The following is a 16,652-nucleotide window of genomic DNA, read 5'->3' as shown; positions in this document are numbered from 1 at the left end:
AACGGAAGATTCCTAAAATCGTAACGATCGGCCGAAAGAGCCGAAAAACTGAGCATTTCCGGGAAGGTAGCGCCGGGGCGACAAAGAGCAATTGTATCTCGCCGCTTAAAACATGAGCATGTGATTATTTTCCACGCGTGGCGCGATTCATTTTCGGGCGATCGAGATGCTGGAGCGATTTTGCGACGGCTTCAATGAAACTTACAATAAGCATCAACGCTTCGCCTTTGACTGCCGGCACCCGCAGCGGCTATCTCGGCCCATTTCCGTTTTCCAAGGCCGCCCATGTCGCTCGATCGCCTCGCACCCGCCATCTTCGTTCTTCTCTGGTCCACCGGCTGGGTCGTGGCGAAATACGCGGCCATCCATTCCGAGCCCTTCACCTTTCTTTCCGCGCGCTTCGCGCTGTCGGCGGTCGCGTTTCTGGCGCTCTGTCTCGTCATCAGGGTGCAATGGCCGGATAGGGCGGTCATGTGGAAAGCGATCTATTCGGGACTCTTCCTGCACGGCTTTTATCTCGGCGGCCTGTGGTGGGCGATCGCCAATGGCGTGCCGGCGGGTATCTCCGGCATCATCGCGGCGCTGCAGCCGCTTCTGACGGCGATGGCCGCACCTGTACTGATCGGCGAAAGGCTGCAGGCGGTGCAGAAGGCCGGGCTCGCGCTCGGCTTCGTCGGCATCGCGATTGCCATCTCGCCGAAGCTCTTCGATCCCGCCAACGCCAATCTCGCCCATGCCCTCGTGCCGCTCGCCATCAACCTCTTGGCGATGGCGTCGGTCACCTATGGAACGCTCTATCAGAAGAAACATCTGCAGGCCGGAAATCTGCCTGCCATCGCGACGCTGCAATATGTCGGCGCGCTCATCGTCAGCGTGCCGCTGATGCTCAGCTTCGAGCGCATGCATTTCGACGGGTCGGCAACGGCGGTGGCGGCTCTCGTCTGGTCGGTCTTCGGCCTGTCGATGGGTGGCGTCGGGCTGCTTCTCTATCTGATCCGACGCGGGCAGGTGTCGCGCGCGGCATCGCTGATCTACCTGATGCCGCCGACCGTGGCGCTGGAGGCCTTCATCGCCTTCGGCGAACCGCTGACCCTGCCGCTCATTATCGGCACCATCGTGGTCGTCACCGGCGTCTATCTGACCAACCGGCAGGCGGCAGCGCCGCTGCGCGAGCAGGCGCAGTAGAGCGCTCCAGCTAGCAGATGTCCGGCATCAGGACTTCGGCGTCGTGCTGCTTTCGGCCACCTTCATGGCCTCCGCCTCGCTGGGCTTGTCGCGCTGGATATATTGCTGCACCAGCCGTTCGCCCACGCTTGGATCGGCGAAGCTCCAGATGTGGTTGCGCACGCCTTCGATGACGGCGGAATAGACCGCGAGGTCGATCGCCTGGCGCACGGCGAACTGCGTCGGCTCGTTGCGTGTCACGCCGGCTTCGACCTGCAGCAGCTTGTCGACGGAGACGAACTTGTAGACGCTGGCATTGATGCCGGTCGAATAGATCGTCTTCGTCGTCGTAACGCTCGACAGAACCTCGCCTGTTTGTACCGAGACGATGCGCACGCCAACGGTCACGACATCGCGGCGATACTGGACGTCGCCGCCGATACCGAGGAAGTTCGCGCCGACGCCGCCCGTGATGGTGTTGGCGTCGTAGGTCAGGATGCCGCCCTGGACGAGAAGGCCGGCAAACAGGATCGGCGGCAGCGGCTTTGCGATATCCTGGGTGTATTCCTGACGGGTGGCGCGGATCAGCTGGCGCTCCTGCAGGAGATCGTTGAGGCCGGTGCGCTCGACCACCGTGAACCAGTTGCCGTTGCCAGCCCGCTTCAGCGCATCGATGATGAGACCGGAGCCGCCTTGCGTGACGGCGCGCGAGAAGACCGCGACGTTCTCGTTCGGCTCGTTCTTACCGGTGAGATCCGGGAACTGGTAGACGGCGATGCTGACCTTGCGCGACGGGGGCGGCAAGTTTTCGAGATTGACCGCCGTCGGCGACGGGCGGGCCACGATCGGGCGCTCTTCGAGCGGTTCACGCTTGGGCCCCCCCTGGACGCAGCCGGCGAGAAGCATCGTGCTGAGCAGGGCGGTTACGCGGATACAGGAGACTGCCTGTTTTACAAGATGATGCATGGTGCGGTTCACGGTGCTGCGGGAACGGAGATATTGGTGACGGAGGTGCCATCGTTGATGGCGATCTGGATTTCGCCGCCGACGCGCACGAAGGAGATCGTCGTCCCGGCCAGCGTATAGGTGCCGCTGGTCTGGGCATTGGCGCCAAAGATCGCTTGGGTGATCTGGTTGGCGAGCGAGCCGTAGAGCTGGCTGGTCAGCTGACTGGCGAAGATCTGGCCGGTGGTCTGCGATGGCGAAAGCGACGAGGGACCGGCACCGCTTTTCGTATACTGGTTTTGCGCCTGGGCCTGCGACATCTGCCAGTTGCCGTTGAGAGGGCTGCCGCCGAAGGCGGGGTTGACCGGCTGGTAGACGAGCGCGCCGGCGTGGCTGCTCATTGCACTTAAAGAGAACGCTGCGAAAGCGATTACAGATACACGCATCCTCATGGCTATTTGGCTCCTGTCTGATTGATCGTGATGGATTTTCCACTCATCGTGCTGGAGATGCCGTAGCTCAGGTTGCTGCCGACCTGAGACTGCGAGACCGTATTGTTGCTGCCTGTGAGATTGAGGCTGAAGCTGTTGGAATTGCCGACCTGCAGGGTCGAGACGTTGTTAGAATTGCCGGTCAATGTCAGTGAGGAGACGTTGTTGTCGCCGATCTGTGTCTGGGTCGCGGTGTTGGCAAAGTCCTGCTGGATCAGCGCGGTCTCGTTGTTGCTGCCCGTCTGGTTGACCGATGACGTGTTGTAGCCGGTCCCGAGCGGCTGCTCGCTCTGCGGAGCCTGCACGGTTTGCGGAACCGCATCGCTGCTGCCACCGACCAGATAGCCGGAGAGGTCGGTATAGACCGATCCGTCGGCCTGTTGGGCCATGGCGCCGCCGGCGGAAAGGCCGAGCGTGACGAGGGCCGCGATCATCGCGGCGTGGATTGGAAGCGTTGCGCGGGTCATTTGGAAATCTCGTCGAAATCGCAGCTGAATTTCTGTCCGAGGCCTTCGCCGGACAGGCGGGCTCTCACGCGGGTGCCCTTGCTGAAGTCGACCTTGCTCTGGCCGGCGCCGACCGTTTCGCCGACGGACAGCGTGAAGTTTCCGGATTGCTGGACGGAAGAGCTGCCGCTCCTGCCTTCCTTGTTTATCTCGAAGATATAGCGGCCGGTCGCCGGCGAAATGCTGACGATCACGCCATGCACATTGATCGCGCCCCGAGACTTGTCAGCCTCGATGTGGCACGAGATCACCGGCGGTGTCCCCGTATCGGCGGCATCCATCCCGCACATCCCCCTCAAATCATTTGCGGAAGGTGACGGGGCGCCGAGGCGCCCCGTCTTTTGCCGTTAGTTCTGCTGGACCATAGCGATGTTGTTGTTGCCGGTCTGGGTAAGGTTCGAAGTGTTGTAATTTCCGTTCTGCGTCAGGTTCAGGTTGTTGTTGGCGCCTGTCTGAGCGTAGACGGACTCGTTGTAGTTTCCGCTCTGGGCGACGACTGCCGTATTGGTATACGAGCCCCAGCCGCCGGACTGTGAACCGGTGCTCCTGTTACCCGTGCCGGTCTGGGTGATCGTCGCGGTGGCGACATCTGCCTGGACGTTCATCAGGTAGTTGCCGGTGCCGCCGGACTGCTTGGCGACCAGAACATCCGTGCCGTACTGAAAGTTGTAAGCCTGCTGGTAGCTGTTGCTCTGGTCGAAGTCTGCAGTCGAGCCGTTGCCGGACTGATAGGTGCTGATGTAGTTCAGCGAGTCCTTCTGGATGCCGGTCACCGTGTTGTTCGTGCCAGTCTGGGTGTTGAGCAGCTGCTGATTGGAGCCGATCTGGTAGAAGGGCGCGTTTGTTCCGGGACCGACCTTGCCGAGCGAATTGTTGTAGCCGGTCTGGTACGATGTCACACTGTTGCTCGCGCCGTCTTGCCAGACCGATGCAGTCTGCGACATGCCATCCTGTCCGAGCGACATGCTGTTCCAGTCGCCGCCGCCTTGAACGGCGTAAACGAAGCCCTGCGAACCGCCGCCGCCAAGGCCCTGATTGATGGTGATGGTACCGCTGGAGGCGTGGTCGCTCGGGTAGGCTTTGCCATAGGTGGCAGGATTATTATTGTTCAGGACGCTATAGTCCGTGCCGCCGAACGCTTGACGAACGACTGCCTTCTGGTTGTCGCCTGCCTGGGTCAGATTCAGGTTGCTGTAGTTTCCGCCCTGCCAGATGTTGAAGCCGTTGTAGCTGCCGTTTTGGATGACCGACATCTTCGCGTTGCTGCCGCTCTGCAGGATATCGCCCGCAGCGCCATAGCTGTTGATCAGGCTGCCGGTGCCGTTGTACGAGCCTATCTGAAGCAGTTCGACATTGCCGCCACCAAGCTGGCTGATGCTGACATTGTTGCCGGTGCCTGATTGTTTGCTGAGGCCGTAAAGGCCAATGGTATTGCCGCCGGCCCACTGGTCAACCTTCAGGTTGTTGTAACCGTAGCCTGTTCCATTCTCCTGAACGAACGCGCTGGTGCTCGTTCCGACAGAGTTGTTGTTGTTGCTCTGTTTGATATCGGCCTTCTGCGTTTCGCCAGACTGATACAAATACACAGTATTACTGTCAGCAAACGCTGCCGAAGCAAAGATCACACCCAGCGCCGTAGTTGACGCGAAAACAATCCCTCTCATTACAAGTCCTCCTGTTTGATCGATCTTGTTGAGCCCCTTCGTCCAAGGGGTGCCGTAACTCGCTTCAGTCGCGAAACGATACAGTCGGGATATTCTTTTCACGGTTGCAATTATTAAGCAATAGTTAATGTTATGAAGTTTTCATGTATAGATAAGACTCTATTTTTGTTTGCTGCAATGCAAAATGTTATCATAAAGAATCGATCTGACATTTCGTAAAACTGTTGCTATAGATATTCATGGTATTAATGACTTTTACACTTGTGTGGTCATGTGCGTTTTTGCGTGGGGAGGGGTTAATGGTTGAATCGGCAATGTCGGTCCGTTCAAGCATGGTCGTGCGTACTGTTCTGGCTGGCGTTGTGCTTCTGGCGATCGCGGACGGCGCTCTTGCGCAGGCGGCTTCTGCACCGTCGAATGGGGGACAGGCTCAAGCTGCACCCGGTGCTGCGCCGGCACAGGCCGCGGGGTCTGCCGCGCCTTCGCCTCAGGGCTGCGATACCGCCTGCGTCATCGCCAACATGGATCGCGCCGGTCCGGCCTGCACGCGCGCGATCGAGGCAAGGGCGCCGATCGATTTCGACTGGCTCACGCGACCCTTTACCGGCGTTTTCCAGGAGGCGGACCCTGTCGGCGGCGCGTCGCCCGTCGTCGTTTATCGCGGTGATTCCATTCGCTTTCTGACGCCGCGCGGGCAGTGGGTGCGCCATACCTACGAGTGCCCGTTCGATGTCGCTGCCGGTGCCATCGGGCCGGTCAAGGTTTGGGCCGGGCGTATCGGCCAACCAATGCCGGCGGCGGCTGTCGCGGGCAAGCCTACGGCACCCGCCGCTCCGAAGAGCGCCGGCGCGGCGGATGGCAAGGTCGATGGAAAGGCGCTGGCGGCTGCAATTTCGCAGGCAGTTCAGGCACGCGGGGCGCAGGCTGCGAAACCAGCGAGGCAGCCGGCGAAGGCGCCCGCCAGGATCAAGCTTGGCGAAGTCAGCCCCGTCGAAGTCGAGCAGATGGATATGGATGCGCAAAGATAGTCTTGCGCCGATGGGCCGATAGGCGGCCGGGTTTGCGTATCGCTCAAACAAAGACCCCGAGGCCGTTTCCGGTCTCGGGGTCTTTGTTCTTCAGGCGTTTGCGGTTGCCTGCAAGGCTTTTTCGCGCATGCCGCTATTTAAACGAAGCGCTTAAACCTTACGCGCGTTCGCGACGCTGGCCGCCATTGCCGCCGCGCGAGGGGCCGCCGCGGCGGTTGCCGCCGTTGCCTTCGCGACGTTCGCCGCGTTCGCCACCGGCATTCTGCTGTGCGCCACGGTCTTCGCCATGCTTGCGGGCCGGACGACCCTGGCCGTTGCGGGGGGCATTGCGGGCGCCGCCGCCGGGCTGGTGACGGTTGGCGTCGCCATGGGCGTGGTTGCCGTGCTGCGGGCGCTGCTGCTTGCGGGCCTGGCCTGCGCCACGAAAATCCGAGGTCGAGGCGAGATCGTTGTCCGGGCCTGCCGTGACGGGCGCGACTTCGCCGCGACGCTGGCCGCGGAAGTCCTCGTTGCGCTGCGTCTGGCGTTCCGGACGGGGACGACGCTCACGGCGTTCCTCGTTGGCGCGCACTTCCTCGCCAGCTTCCGGGCGCGGACGGCGCTCGGGGCGACCGGCGCGGGCGTTGCCGCGGCCTTCACCACCACGACCTTCACCGCCACGACCCTGGCCCTGGCCACGGTTGCCGCCATTGCCGCGCTTCGGTGCCGCGTTCATGTTGGCCGGTGCTTCGCCAGAGGCAACCGCGATCGAGATGTTCATCAGGCGCTCGATATCGCGCAGCAGACGGGTTTCATCAGGAGCGCAGAAAGCGATCGCGATACCATCGCGACCGGCGCGAGCCGTACGGCCGATGCGGTGAACGTAGGCGTCGGGCACTTCAGGCAGATCGTAGTTGTAGACGTGGCTGACAGCCGGGATGTCGATGCCGCGAGCCGCGACGTCGGTCGCGATCAGTGTCTTGATCTCGCCGTCCTTGAAGGCCTTCAGCGCGCGCTCGCGCTGACCCTGGCTCTTGTTGCCGTGGATCGAGGCGACGGAGTAGCCGACATGCTCGAGATGCTTCATCAGCTTCTCGGCGCCGTGCTTGGTGCGCAGGAAGACGATGGCGCGGCCATCGGGGTTTTCGGAGAGCGACTTCTTCAGAAGGTCGGTCTTGTCGTTCTTGCCGTTGACGAAGTGGACATACTGCTCGACCTTGTCGGCAGCCTTGCCCGGAGGCGTCACTTCGACTTTGACCGGATCGGTCAGGAAGTCGGCGGCCAGATCGGCGATCGCCTTCGGCATGGTGGCGGAGAAGAGCATCGTCTGGCGACGCTTCGGCACCATCTTGGAGATCTTACGCAGGTCGTGCACGAAGCCGAGGTCGAGCATCTGGTCGGCTTCGTCGAGCACGAGGTAGCGCACGGCGGTGAGGCCGATTGCGCGACGGGCGACGAGATCGAGCAGGCGGCCGGGGGTGGCAACCAGGATGTCGGTGCCCTTTTCAAGCTGCAGCTGCTGCTTGTTGATCGACACGCCGCCAACGACGACGTTGATGCGCAGATGCGACTTGCGCAGGAAGTTCTTCAGGTTCTGGGCGATCTGGTTCACCAGTTCGCGGGTCGGCGCCAGGATCAGCGTACGGGTGGTACGGTTGTCGGGGCGGCGTTCTTCCGGGATCAGCTTTTCGATCAGCGGCAGGCCGAATGCGGCCGTCTTGCCGGTGCCGGTCTGGGCAAGGCCGATCAGGTCGCGGCCTTCGAGAAGAAGCGGGATCGCCTTTTCCTGGATAGGGGTCGGCTTTTCGATGCCGAGCTGGAACAATGTGGCGACGATCGGCTTGGAGACACCAAGCGATTCAAAATTGGTCAAGTCATAACCTTTTTAGGGCGCGCCAAAACAAAATCGCCGGAACGCGGGGGTGCGGTCCGGTGTTACTCTGGCGTCAAGCACCCCGCGTGAAGTGGGAACTTGTCTTGTTGGAAAAAGCTTTCCAGCGCTTCTGCCGCGTCCCTTGGGATGCGGTCCATTCGAAATGCGCTTTTGTCCTTCTTCCTGCATCCTATTTGCTGGCAGGGGCACGCTCACGCGGCGGCCGGAAGGTGAAAGCTGGCCTGCATTTGGTCTAGTTCGGCCGGAAAGTCAAGGGGAGGGGCGCAAAAGGCCGAGCAGGGCCACGGCGCGGGAGGCGTATCGCGCGCCGTGGTCGGGCGATCGGCTAATGTCAGTACGGGCAGACGCGAACGCGGTAGGCCTCGCCCCATCCGTTGCGCCGCCATTCGAGATGGCAGGTGCGATAGGGCTGGACATAATGCGTGCGGTAGACCGGATAGGCGCGGTAGGGCCGGTACGCCCTATAGGGATATCCGTAGCGATAGCCGTAGGTATAGGGATAACCGTAGCCGTCGGGATAGCCATATGTGTAGGGGTAGGGGCGCAGCGCCTGCGACAGCAGCACACCGCCGACGAAGCCGGCCGCGGCGCCGCCCCAGGCGTAATGTTCATGCGCTATCGCCGGCGAGGCTGATGTCAGCGTCGCCGCTGTCAGCGTGAGCAGGATAGAGCCGGTTGCCATGCTTTTATGAAGTACGGACATGTTCGCCTCCTATAGCGGAAGAGTTGTTCTTGAGGCCGGCAGCAGAAGATCGCGGCGGCCTCAAGAAATGGCTGCGATTTTAGCACGATTTTCGAGGTTTTGCTTGGCGACGACAGGAGCATCAGCCACTGCAACCACGCATGCTCTTCTTCTACTCTTCTCAATTTGCAGTGTTATTTTTATCCGGCCGGGTCATGGTTAATTCGTTGTTAAACGCCTCTCGGCTATGGTCGATGACGTAGCAATTTGCCTAGTGTTTTCATGGTGGAGCAGGTGTTTTTGGGACCGAACGGGGACATTCTCGAACTGGCATGCCGCCGGATCGCGGATCTGGACAACCCTGCCTATGTCAAGAACAGCGAACTGCGCTATGTCGCGGTCAACCAGGCCTATGCGGATTTCTTCGGCAAGGAGATTTCCGATTTCATCGGCCGCCGCAGCCGCGAGCTGTTCGATCGCCCCGACGAGCAGGACCGCGAGGACAAGGAGCGCCGCGCGCTGGTGTTCGGCAGCGAGGAAAGCGCGCTCTGCTTCGACGCGACAGGCGATCTCCATGACCGCGTGAGGATCGAGAGCTTCGCGCTGTCGGACGAACGAATCTACGTGCTCGGCATGTTCGAAGAAGCGCGTAAGACGGCGCGGCCGAAATGGCCGGCGACGCGGGCGCTCGGTGAAATCAACACGGATATCGATTTCCTGCGCGATGTGATCGAGGCGCTTCCAGTCGCCGCCTTCGTGCGCGACGAGGATCACCGGCTGGTCTATGCCAACGCATCTTACGAACAGTTGACGGGACTGCCGCGGGCCGAGGCGTTGGGCAAGACCGAGCGCGAGATGTTCGGCAAGGCGGCCGGCGACATGGTAAGCCGCGGCCATGTGCAGGCGCTGGCCAAGGGCGAGGCGCGCGATATCGAGAGCCTGGTTCCTGGCGCCAAGGGCGGGGTCTATCCGATCCTGGCGCAGATCAACCGGATCGATGGCGACGACGGTCGGCATTATACGGTCGGTTCCTTCTCGGATGTCTCGCTGCTGAAGGAGCGCGAAAGCGCGCTGATCGCGGCGCAGGCCCATACCGAAATTCTCCATCGCGACATGGCGCGCGTGCTGAATTCTCTGCCGGTCGGCGTTCTGATCCTCGAGAGCGATCTGACGATCCGCTACGGCAACCACGCCTTCTATACGATCTCGGAGCTGCCCGAAGGCCTGTTCGACGGCAAGGGCTTTGCCGAGCTTGTCGAATACAATCACACGCTGGGGCGCTATCCGCCCGGCGTGACGGCCGAGGAGATCCTGGCGCGCCGCACCGATCAGTTCCGTTCCGACCAGCCGGCGGCGGCCGAGATCAACTGGGGCGACAAGTTCCTTCTGGTCGACAGCCGCAAGATCTCCACCGACCGCATCCTGCTCACCTATGCCGATGTCTCGGCCGTGCGCCTACATGAGCGCGAAATCCACGCCGCCCGCGAGGAGCTCGAAAACCTCGGCGAGCTGATGGGTGACGCGACGCATGCGATGTCGCAGGGGCTGCTCGTGCTGCAGGATGGCGAAATCCTGCTCAGCAACGATGCGCTGGCCGGGATGCTGGACCTTGCATCCGAGCGCGTCGCCGTCGGGCGCAACTGGCGCGAGATGCTGGCCTTTTGCGGCAAGCGCGGTGATTTCTCGGAAGATGCCGACCACCTGCTCAACGATATCGGCCAGGCGCTTGCCGACGGCCAGCCCGCGTCACATCTGTTTCGCATGCCCGATGGCCGCTGGGTGCAGATGGACGTCATGGTCAGCGCGCGCCGGCATTGGGTGGTGCTGTTCACCGACATTTCGGCGATGAAGATCCGCGAAGGCGATCTCGAAAGCCTGCTCGAACGCGCCGAGGTCGCCGATCGGGTGAAGTCGGAGTTCCTGGCCAATATGAGCCATGAAATCCGCACGCCGATGAACGGCGTTCTCGGCATGGCGGAGCTGCTGTCGAAAACCAACCTCGATACGCGCCAGAAGACCTTCGTCGATATCATCACCAAGTCCGGCAATGCGCTGATGACCATCATCAACGACATTCTCGACTTCTCGAAGATCGATTCCGGGCAGATGACGCTGCGCCGCGTGACCTTCGATCCGATTGAGGCCGTCGAGGACGTGGTGACGCTCTTGTCGTCGCTGGCGGCGGAAAAGAGCATCGAGCTTCTGGTGCGCGTCATGCCAGGCTTGCCGGCGGCGATCATCGGCGATGCCGGGCGTTTCCGGCAGATCGTCACCAATCTGGTCGGCAATGCCGTCAAGTTCACCGAGCGGGGCCATGTGCTGGTCGAGCTCGGCTATGTCGCGGGTGCGGCCGATGAGATCATGGCGACGCTGCGCATCGAGGATACCGGGATCGGCATGCCGAAGGACAGGCTGGACCAGATCTTCGGCAAGTTCTCGCAGATCGATTCTTCCTCGACGCGGCGTCACGAAGGCACCGGGCTTGGGCTGGCGATCACCGCCGGTCTCGTCGATCTGTTCGGCGGTTATATCGAGGTCGACAGCGCTGTCGGCGAAGGCTCGGTCTTTACCGTCACCCTGCCGTTTACAGTCGGCGCCAAGCGGGCGGAGCCCCGGCCGCTGCCGGTCAATGTGCGCGGCGCGCGCGTGCTTGTGATCGACGACAACGCCGTCAACCGCCAGATCCTGACCGAGCAGCTCACGCAATGGGGCTTCGATGGCGCGGCCGCGGAAGACGGCGTCGAGGGGCTCGCCATTCTCGAGGAAGCATCCGCACTCGGCGTTTCGATCGATGCGCTGGTCCTCGACTACCAGATCCCCGGCATGAACGGCGCCGATATCGCCCGCCTGCTGCGCGCCGACGAGCGCTTCGCCGACTTGCCGATCGTCTTCCTGACCTCGATGGATATTTCGGGCACCGAGAAGGAATTCGCGGCGCTGAACGGCCAGGCGCATCTGATGAAGCCGGCACGGGCCAACGTGTTGCGCAACACCATCGTCGATGTCGTGCGCACCAACCGGATCAGGCTGGCGCCGACGCTGCGGCCCGTTATCGAGGCACCGCCGCTCGAACCTGAGCTCTTGCCGGAACCTCTCAACGAAAGACTGCCGCCATCCTTCATCGACGTGCTCGTCGCCGAGGACAACGAGGTGAACCAGATCGTCTTCACGCAGATCCTGCAGGCGACGGGGCTGAACTTCCTCGTCGTCAAGAACGGCGAAGAGGCCGTTGAGGCCTGGGAGACCTATACGCCGCGCATCATCATGATGGACGTGTCGATGCCGGTCATGAACGGCCACGACGCGGCGCGGCGCATCCGGGAGCTTGAGCGCGGGCAGGGGCACCGCGTGCCGATCATCGGCGTTACCGCGCACGCGCTCGACGCCGACCGCGATCTCTGCCTCGATGCCGGCATGGACGACTACATGGCCAAGCCGATCAGCCCGGAACTGCTGGAAGAAAAGATCGCGCTCTGGCTCGGCAAGGAAGGCCGCGCGAGCGGGATTTCGCTGAGCTGATCCAGATCTCGACCTAGCTCCGGGGGGCTAGCCCTCGGCGCGCTTGACGCCGCAGAGCATTTCGCGCTTACCGGCAAAGCCCGGACGACGCTCGACCGCGAAGCCGGCCGCACCCAGATTGCGCCGGACGAAACCGGCCGCTGCGTAGGTCGCGAAGGTGCCATTTGGGACCGTCTTTTCACAGACCAGCGTCATCAGTTCCTGCGACCACATGTCGGCATTTCGCGACGGCGCGAAGCCGTCCAGATACCAGGCATCGAAGCCGGCCTTAGCGGCGGCCACGCCATCGAGCGCACGGCCGCAGACGACGCTGAGCGTGGTCTGCTCGTCGAGCTTCAAGGACACGGTTCCCTCGGGCATATCCGGCCATGCAGAGGTGAGCGCGATGCGCTCGGCGTCGATCTCCGGCCAGTGCGACAGCGCGCGGTCGATCTCGTCGCGCCGCATCGGGTAGAGCTCGAAGGACATGAAGTGCAGGTGCTGGCCTTCGGCGCGCCTCAGCTTCCAGTTCCGGAATGTCTCGGCGAAGTTCAGGCCGGTTCCGAAGCCGAGCTCGCCGATCAGGAAGTTTTGCGCCACGGCCCATCGCTCGGGCAGGCCGTTTCCGGCGAGGAAGACATGGCCGCATTCGAGGCGGCCGTCGGTCTGGCAATAAAAATGGTCGCCAAATGCCGGCGAATAGGGCATATCGCCGTCGCGCCATTCAAGCGGCCGGTTCGCCATCTCAGCCTGTGCCAAGTTAATCTGATCGGGATCGATGTCTGTCATGTCAACAGCCGATAGTCCGGCCTTGCCCTCGGGTCAATCGTCCACTCAACTGTTGATCGTCGGCGGCGGCATCATGGGGCTCTGGGCGGCTGTCTACGCCGAGCGCATGGGGATCGGCGCGGTACTGATCGATGCCGGCGTGCTTGGAGGCGGGGCGAGCGGCGGCCTGCTCGGCGCGCTGATGCCGCACATGCCGGATAAATGGAACCCGAAGAAGCAGTTTCAGTTCGATGCGCTGGTGGCGCTGGAGGCCGAGGTGGCGCGGCTGGAGGTCGAGACGGGCCTGTCGACCGGCTACCGCCGCTCCGGCCGCCTGATCCCGCTGCCCAAGCCGCATCTGCGCGATATCGCGCTCGGACATTCCGCCGATGCCGACAGCCATTGGCGCGCAGGAGAGCGCCGCTTCCACTGGCATGTGATCGATACGCCCGCAGTATCCGGCTGGCCGGACGCTTCCGGTATGGAGGGCGGCTTCGTGCATGACACGCTGGCCGGCCGGGTGGCGCCACGATCGCTGACGGGTGTGCTCGCAGCCTTTCTCCGCCGCGCCAAACATGTCCGCATCGTCGAGAATTCAGCCGTTCGCGGCATCGACGCCGAGCGCGGGATCGCCGAGACCGATGCCGGTGCGATCGCCTTCGGACATTGCATCGTCGCGGCCGGTTACCAGTCGTTTCCGCTTCTGGCGCGCGATACGGCAGGGCTGACACAGCCGCTCGGCCAGCCGGTGAAGGGCCAGTCGGCACTTTTGAAGGCCGATATCGATCCATCGCTGCCGACCATCTTCCGCGACGGGCTTTATGTGGTGGCGCATGAGGGCGGGCATGTCGCAATCGGCAGCACCAGCGAGAACCGTTTCGACGCACCCTTTGCGACCGACGGGCAGCTGGATGTTCTGGTCGAGAAGGCGCGGGCGCTGGTACCCTTGCTGCGCGATGCGCCCGTCATCGAGCGCTGGGCCGGGCTGCGCCCCAAGGCGATCGACCGCGACCCGATGATTGGTCCGCATCCCGCGCATGAGAGACTGCTGGCGCTGACCGGTGGCTTCAAGGTCAGCTTCGGCCTTGCGCATCGGCTGGCCGAGGCGGTTGTGCACATGGCTATTGGCAGCGCGATACCGTTTGCGGTGCCCGAGAGCTTTCACCTGATCAATCATATTCACGTCGCTTCACGCTAAAGTGCCTCGCGATCGCTTGAATTTTCTCGTTTCGCTTACGCTTTTCCGTTTTTTGCTGTTTAATCCTGAAATCAGCAGCCACTTTCGCGAGATATTTGGCAATTCACGTTAAACGTGAATTAGCACTCGCTATCCTTCGTCAATCTGTCATGCAAATCGCCTATCTGCTTGCAAAACGGCGGCGCGCTGACGAGTCGCGCCTGGTGCCGACGGAGATAATTGCATGCGATACGCCATCTGCTTCACGCCCGCCGCGAATGACCCGCTGTCGCATGCGGCTGCCAATTGGCTTGGCCGAAACGTGTTTTCCGGCGAGATGGTCGAGCCCACGGCGATCCGCGGGCTCAGCATCCACGAGGTCGCCTTTCATACGGCGGTGCCGCGGCGCTACGGTTTTCACGGCGCGCTGAAGGCACCCTTCCGGCTTGCGGCCGAGATGTCGGAGCCGCAACTCCTGCGGGAGCTGATGCGCTTCTGCGGCACGCTCACGCCGTTTTCCATTCCGCGGCTCGAGGTCGCGCGCACCGGTAGCATCTTCAGCCTGGTGCCGTCGCTGCCCTGCGAGAACGTCCAGTATCTGGCGTCCTCGATCGTGCAGCAGTTCGACGAGTTCCGCGCGCCGCTCAGCGATGCCGATATCGAGCGCAGCGATCCGGATGGGCTTTCGGCGGCGCAGTTCGCCAATCTGCATCGCTGGGGTTGCCCCTATGTGATGGACGAATTCCGCTTCCACATGCCTTTGACCGGTCCGGTCAGCCTGATCGACATGTCGCGCATCGAGCGCTCGCTGCGCAGCGTTTTCGAGCCGGTTCTCGTCGATCCCGTGAAGATATCGAACGTGGCGCTGATGGTCGAAGAGGGCAATGGCGGGCCGTTCCGGGTGCATTCGCTGCATCCGATGGGCAAGGTCAGCGCGCGGCGCGAGCGGGTTCCCGTTCCGGCCTAAGCGATTGTGCGATAAGCGCAAAAGGCTGTTGCGCAGTTTCCGTCTCGACATTCGCTCTTGAGGTGTTACCGTTCGCCGACTTTCTGGAAGGTGATTTCATGGTATCCGAGACTTACCCGCGCAATCTCGTCGGCTATGGCCGCAACACCCCCGACCCGAAATGGCCCGGCGGCGCCAATATCGCCGTGCAGTTCGTCATCAATTACGAAGAGGGCGGCGAGAGCTGCATTCTGGATGGCGACGCGGCCTCGGAAAACCTGCTGTCGGAGATCGTCGGCGCGGCCGCATGGCCCGGCCAGCGCAATCTCAACATGGAATCGATCTATGAATACGGCTCGCGAGCCGGTTTCTGGCGGCTGTGGCGGATGTTCACCGAGCTCAAGGTGCAGGCGACCGTCTATGGTGTGACGCAGGCCATGGCGCGTAACCCCGAGGCGGTGGCGGCGATGAAGGAAGCCGGCTGGGAAATCGCCAGCCACGGCTACCGCTGGTTGGAATACAAGGATTTCCAGGAAGAGCTGGAGCGCAAGCATATCCTCGAAGCCGTGCGGCTGCACACCGAACTAACAGGCGAGCGGCCCTACGGTATGTACCAGGGCAAGCCATCTGACAACACGCTGCGGTTGGTGCAGGAGGAGGGCGGCTTTCTCTATTCGTCGGACAGCTACGCCGACGATCTGCCTTTCTGGGTGAAGGGCGTGGATGGCAAGCCGTTCCTGATCATCCCCTATACGCTCGAAACCAACGACATGCGCTTTGCGACGCCGCAGGGTTTCAACTCGGGCGACCAGTTCTTCACCTATCTCAAGGATGCCTTCGACACGCTTTATGAAGAGGGCGGGGCGGGCAGCCCGAAGATGATGTCGATCGGCCTGCATTGCCGGCTTGTCGGCCGCCCGGGCCGCGCGGCGGCGCTGAAGCGCTTCATGCAATATGTGTTGGACCACGAGAAGGTGTGGATCCCGCGCCGCATCGAGATCGCCGAGCATTGGCACAAGCACCACAGACCGGAGACCATCTGATGATCGCGCGCGACGAATTCATCTCCCGCTTCGGTGGCGTCTTCGAACACTCGCCCTTCATCGCCGAGCGGGCCTTCGACGACGGTTTCGTCGGCGAGACGCTCGACGTCGACCGCGTGCACACGGCGCTGGTGGCGATCTTCCGCGCCGCGAGCCCGGAGGAGCGCCTCGGCGTTCTGCGCGCCCACCCGGATCTCGCCGGCCGTCTGGCAATCGCCGGTGAGTTGACCGAGGACAGCAAAAAGGAACAGGCCGGCGCCGGGCTCGACCGGCTGAGCCCGGAGGAGCATCAGCGCTTCACCGAACTCAACCGTGCCTATGTCGAAAAATTTGGCTTTCCCTTCATCATCGCGGTGAAGGGTCTCGACAAGCAGGCGATCCTCGCTGCCTTCGAAAAGCGCATCGACAACAGCCGCGACGCGGAATTCGAAACGGCGACGGCGCAGGTGGAGCGCATCGCGCTGCTGCGGCTTGAGGCGCTTCTGCCCTCGCGCTGAGCGACGCCGCTTTTCTCTTGTCGGTCCGCCGCTTATAGTCGTCGAGAGGGAGCGTAGACGATGAGACCATCGGAAGTGCTGGAGAGAAATAGGCAGGCTATCCGCGAGGCGACCATGCGCTTCAACGCGGCGAACCCGCGTGTGTTCGGATCGGTGGCGCGGGGCGAGGATCGGGCGGATAGCGATCTGGATATTCTGGTGGACGCGTTGCCCGGCGCGACACTTCTTGATCTCGGTGGTTTGCTCGATGAACTCGAGCAGATGATGCTGGGTACGCCGATACACCTTTTGATACCGGGCGACTTTCCCGAAGATGTCCGGCGGCGCGTTCTCGAAGAGGCGAAGCCGATATGAATTCGACCATTATTCT

16 protein-coding genes are annotated in these 16,652 nt (G+C 62.3%); 8 read left to right on the top strand and 8 right to left on the bottom strand.

All coding sequences use genetic code 11. The annotated features are described in order from the left end of the window. Positions 1–285 precede the first annotated feature (285 nt). Positions 286–1,185 (top strand): DMT family transporter, encoded by a 900-nt coding sequence (locus tag ACVTFQ_RS12340; RefSeq protein ID WP_111562976.1) that lies wholly within the window; start codon positions 286–288, stop codon positions 1,183–1,185. A gap of 27 nt (positions 1,186–1,212) precedes the next feature. On the opposite strand, the gene ACVTFQ_RS12335 is transcribed toward ACVTFQ_RS12340, so the two are convergent. From ACVTFQ_RS12335 to ACVTFQ_RS12315, 5 genes are all read right to left on the bottom strand, one after another. Further along, entirely contained in the window at positions 1,213–2,070 is an 858-nt protein-coding gene (locus ACVTFQ_RS12335; RefSeq protein WP_113200176.1) for a CsgG/HfaB family protein, read from the bottom strand. 68 nt (positions 2,071–2,138) lie between these two features. Next, a complete protein-coding gene (locus ACVTFQ_RS12330; RefSeq protein ID WP_313760256.1) occupies positions 2,139–2,561 on the bottom strand; it encodes a curli production assembly/transport component CsgF in 423 nt (140 codons plus the stop codon). A gap of 2 nt (positions 2,562–2,563) precedes the next feature. Next, complete coding sequence (locus ACVTFQ_RS12325; RefSeq protein ID WP_470423899.1) at positions 2,564–3,067, bottom strand: hypothetical protein; 504 nt, start codon at positions 3,065–3,067, stop codon at positions 2,564–2,566. Continuing rightward, positions 3,064–3,387 (bottom strand): curli-like amyloid fiber formation chaperone CsgH, encoded by a 324-nt coding sequence (csgH, locus tag ACVTFQ_RS12320; RefSeq protein ID WP_111562973.1) that lies wholly within the window; start codon positions 3,385–3,387, stop codon positions 3,064–3,066. The genes ACVTFQ_RS12325 and csgH overlap by 4 nt, the downstream gene beginning before the upstream one ends. Before the next feature lie 66 nt (positions 3,388–3,453). Next, on the bottom strand, positions 3,454–4,770 hold the full coding sequence (locus ACVTFQ_RS12315) for a hypothetical protein (protein ID WP_146618495.1): 1,317 nt from the start codon (positions 4,768–4,770) through the stop codon (positions 3,454–3,456). Positions 4,771–5,069: 299 nt separating this feature from the next. On the opposite strand from ACVTFQ_RS12315, the gene ACVTFQ_RS12310 reads away from it, so the two are divergent. Further along, positions 5,070–5,798: a hypothetical protein gene (locus ACVTFQ_RS12310; protein WP_111562971.1), complete on the top strand. Its 729-nt coding sequence runs from the start codon at positions 5,070–5,072 to the stop codon at positions 5,796–5,798. A 157-nt stretch (positions 5,799–5,955) separates the two neighbouring features. Here ACVTFQ_RS12310 and ACVTFQ_RS12305 read toward each other — a convergent pair whose 3' ends face one another. Then, positions 5,956–7,650, bottom strand: coding sequence for a DEAD/DEAH box helicase (locus ACVTFQ_RS12305; RefSeq protein WP_111562970.1), 1,695 nt, complete (start codon positions 7,648–7,650; stop codon positions 5,956–5,958). Between the two features lie 352 nt (positions 7,651–8,002). Beyond that, positions 8,003–8,374, bottom strand: a complete 372-nt coding sequence (locus ACVTFQ_RS12300; protein WP_111562969.1) for a hypothetical protein — start codon at positions 8,372–8,374, stop codon at positions 8,003–8,005. Positions 8,375–8,653: 279 nt separating this feature from the next. Here ACVTFQ_RS12300 and ACVTFQ_RS12295 point away from each other — a divergent pair, with 279 nt between their 5' ends. After that, the gene (locus tag ACVTFQ_RS12295) at positions 8,654–11,872 is read left to right on the top strand and encodes a response regulator (RefSeq protein WP_112950304.1); all 3,219 of its coding nucleotides are present in this window, start codon (positions 8,654–8,656) and stop codon (positions 11,870–11,872) included. A gap of 27 nt (positions 11,873–11,899) precedes the next feature. Here the strand turns inward: ACVTFQ_RS12295 and mnmC2 are convergent, their stop codons facing one another. Continuing rightward, positions 11,900–12,640, bottom strand: a complete 741-nt coding sequence (mnmC2, locus tag ACVTFQ_RS12290; RefSeq protein WP_111562968.1) for a tRNA (5-methylaminomethyl-2-thiouridine)(34)-methyltransferase MnmC2 — start codon at positions 12,638–12,640, stop codon at positions 11,900–11,902. Between mnmC2 and ACVTFQ_RS12285 the strand changes: the two genes are divergently transcribed. The 5 genes from ACVTFQ_RS12285 to ACVTFQ_RS12265 all read left to right on the top strand — a co-directional run bounded on the left by ACVTFQ_RS12285 (position 12,639) and on the right by ACVTFQ_RS12265 (position 16,636). Next, on the top strand, positions 12,639–13,817 hold the full coding sequence (locus tag ACVTFQ_RS12285) for an NAD(P)/FAD-dependent oxidoreductase (RefSeq protein WP_111562967.1): 1,179 nt from the start codon (positions 12,639–12,641) through the stop codon (positions 13,815–13,817). The two genes, mnmC2 and ACVTFQ_RS12285, sit on opposite strands and share 2 nt — an antisense overlap. Positions 13,818–14,040: 223 nt before the next feature. Next, positions 14,041–14,763, top strand: a complete 723-nt coding sequence (locus tag ACVTFQ_RS12280) for a DUF1045 domain-containing protein (protein WP_111562966.1) — start codon at positions 14,041–14,043, stop codon at positions 14,761–14,763. Positions 14,764–14,861: 98 nt separating this feature from the next. Next, a complete protein-coding gene (gene puuE / locus ACVTFQ_RS12275; protein ID WP_111562965.1) occupies positions 14,862–15,785 on the top strand; it encodes an allantoinase PuuE in 924 nt (307 codons plus the stop codon). Then, positions 15,785–16,282 carry a 2-oxo-4-hydroxy-4-carboxy-5-ureidoimidazoline decarboxylase gene (gene uraD, locus ACVTFQ_RS12270; RefSeq protein WP_111562964.1) on the top strand — a complete coding sequence of 166 codons (498 nt, stop codon included), beginning with the start codon at positions 15,785–15,787 and terminating at the stop codon, positions 16,280–16,282. Before puuE ends, uraD begins: the two co-directional genes overlap by 1 nt. Positions 16,283–16,342: 60 nt before the next feature. Next, positions 16,343–16,636, top strand: a complete 294-nt coding sequence (locus ACVTFQ_RS12265; protein ID WP_111562963.1) for a nucleotidyltransferase family protein — start codon at positions 16,343–16,345, stop codon at positions 16,634–16,636. Positions 16,637–16,652 lie beyond the last annotated feature (16 nt).

Source organism: Rhizobium sp. O111 (assembly GCF_055616315.1).
Note: the sequence above shows the minus strand (reverse complement) of the source record. Positions and strands in the feature narration are given on the sequence as shown.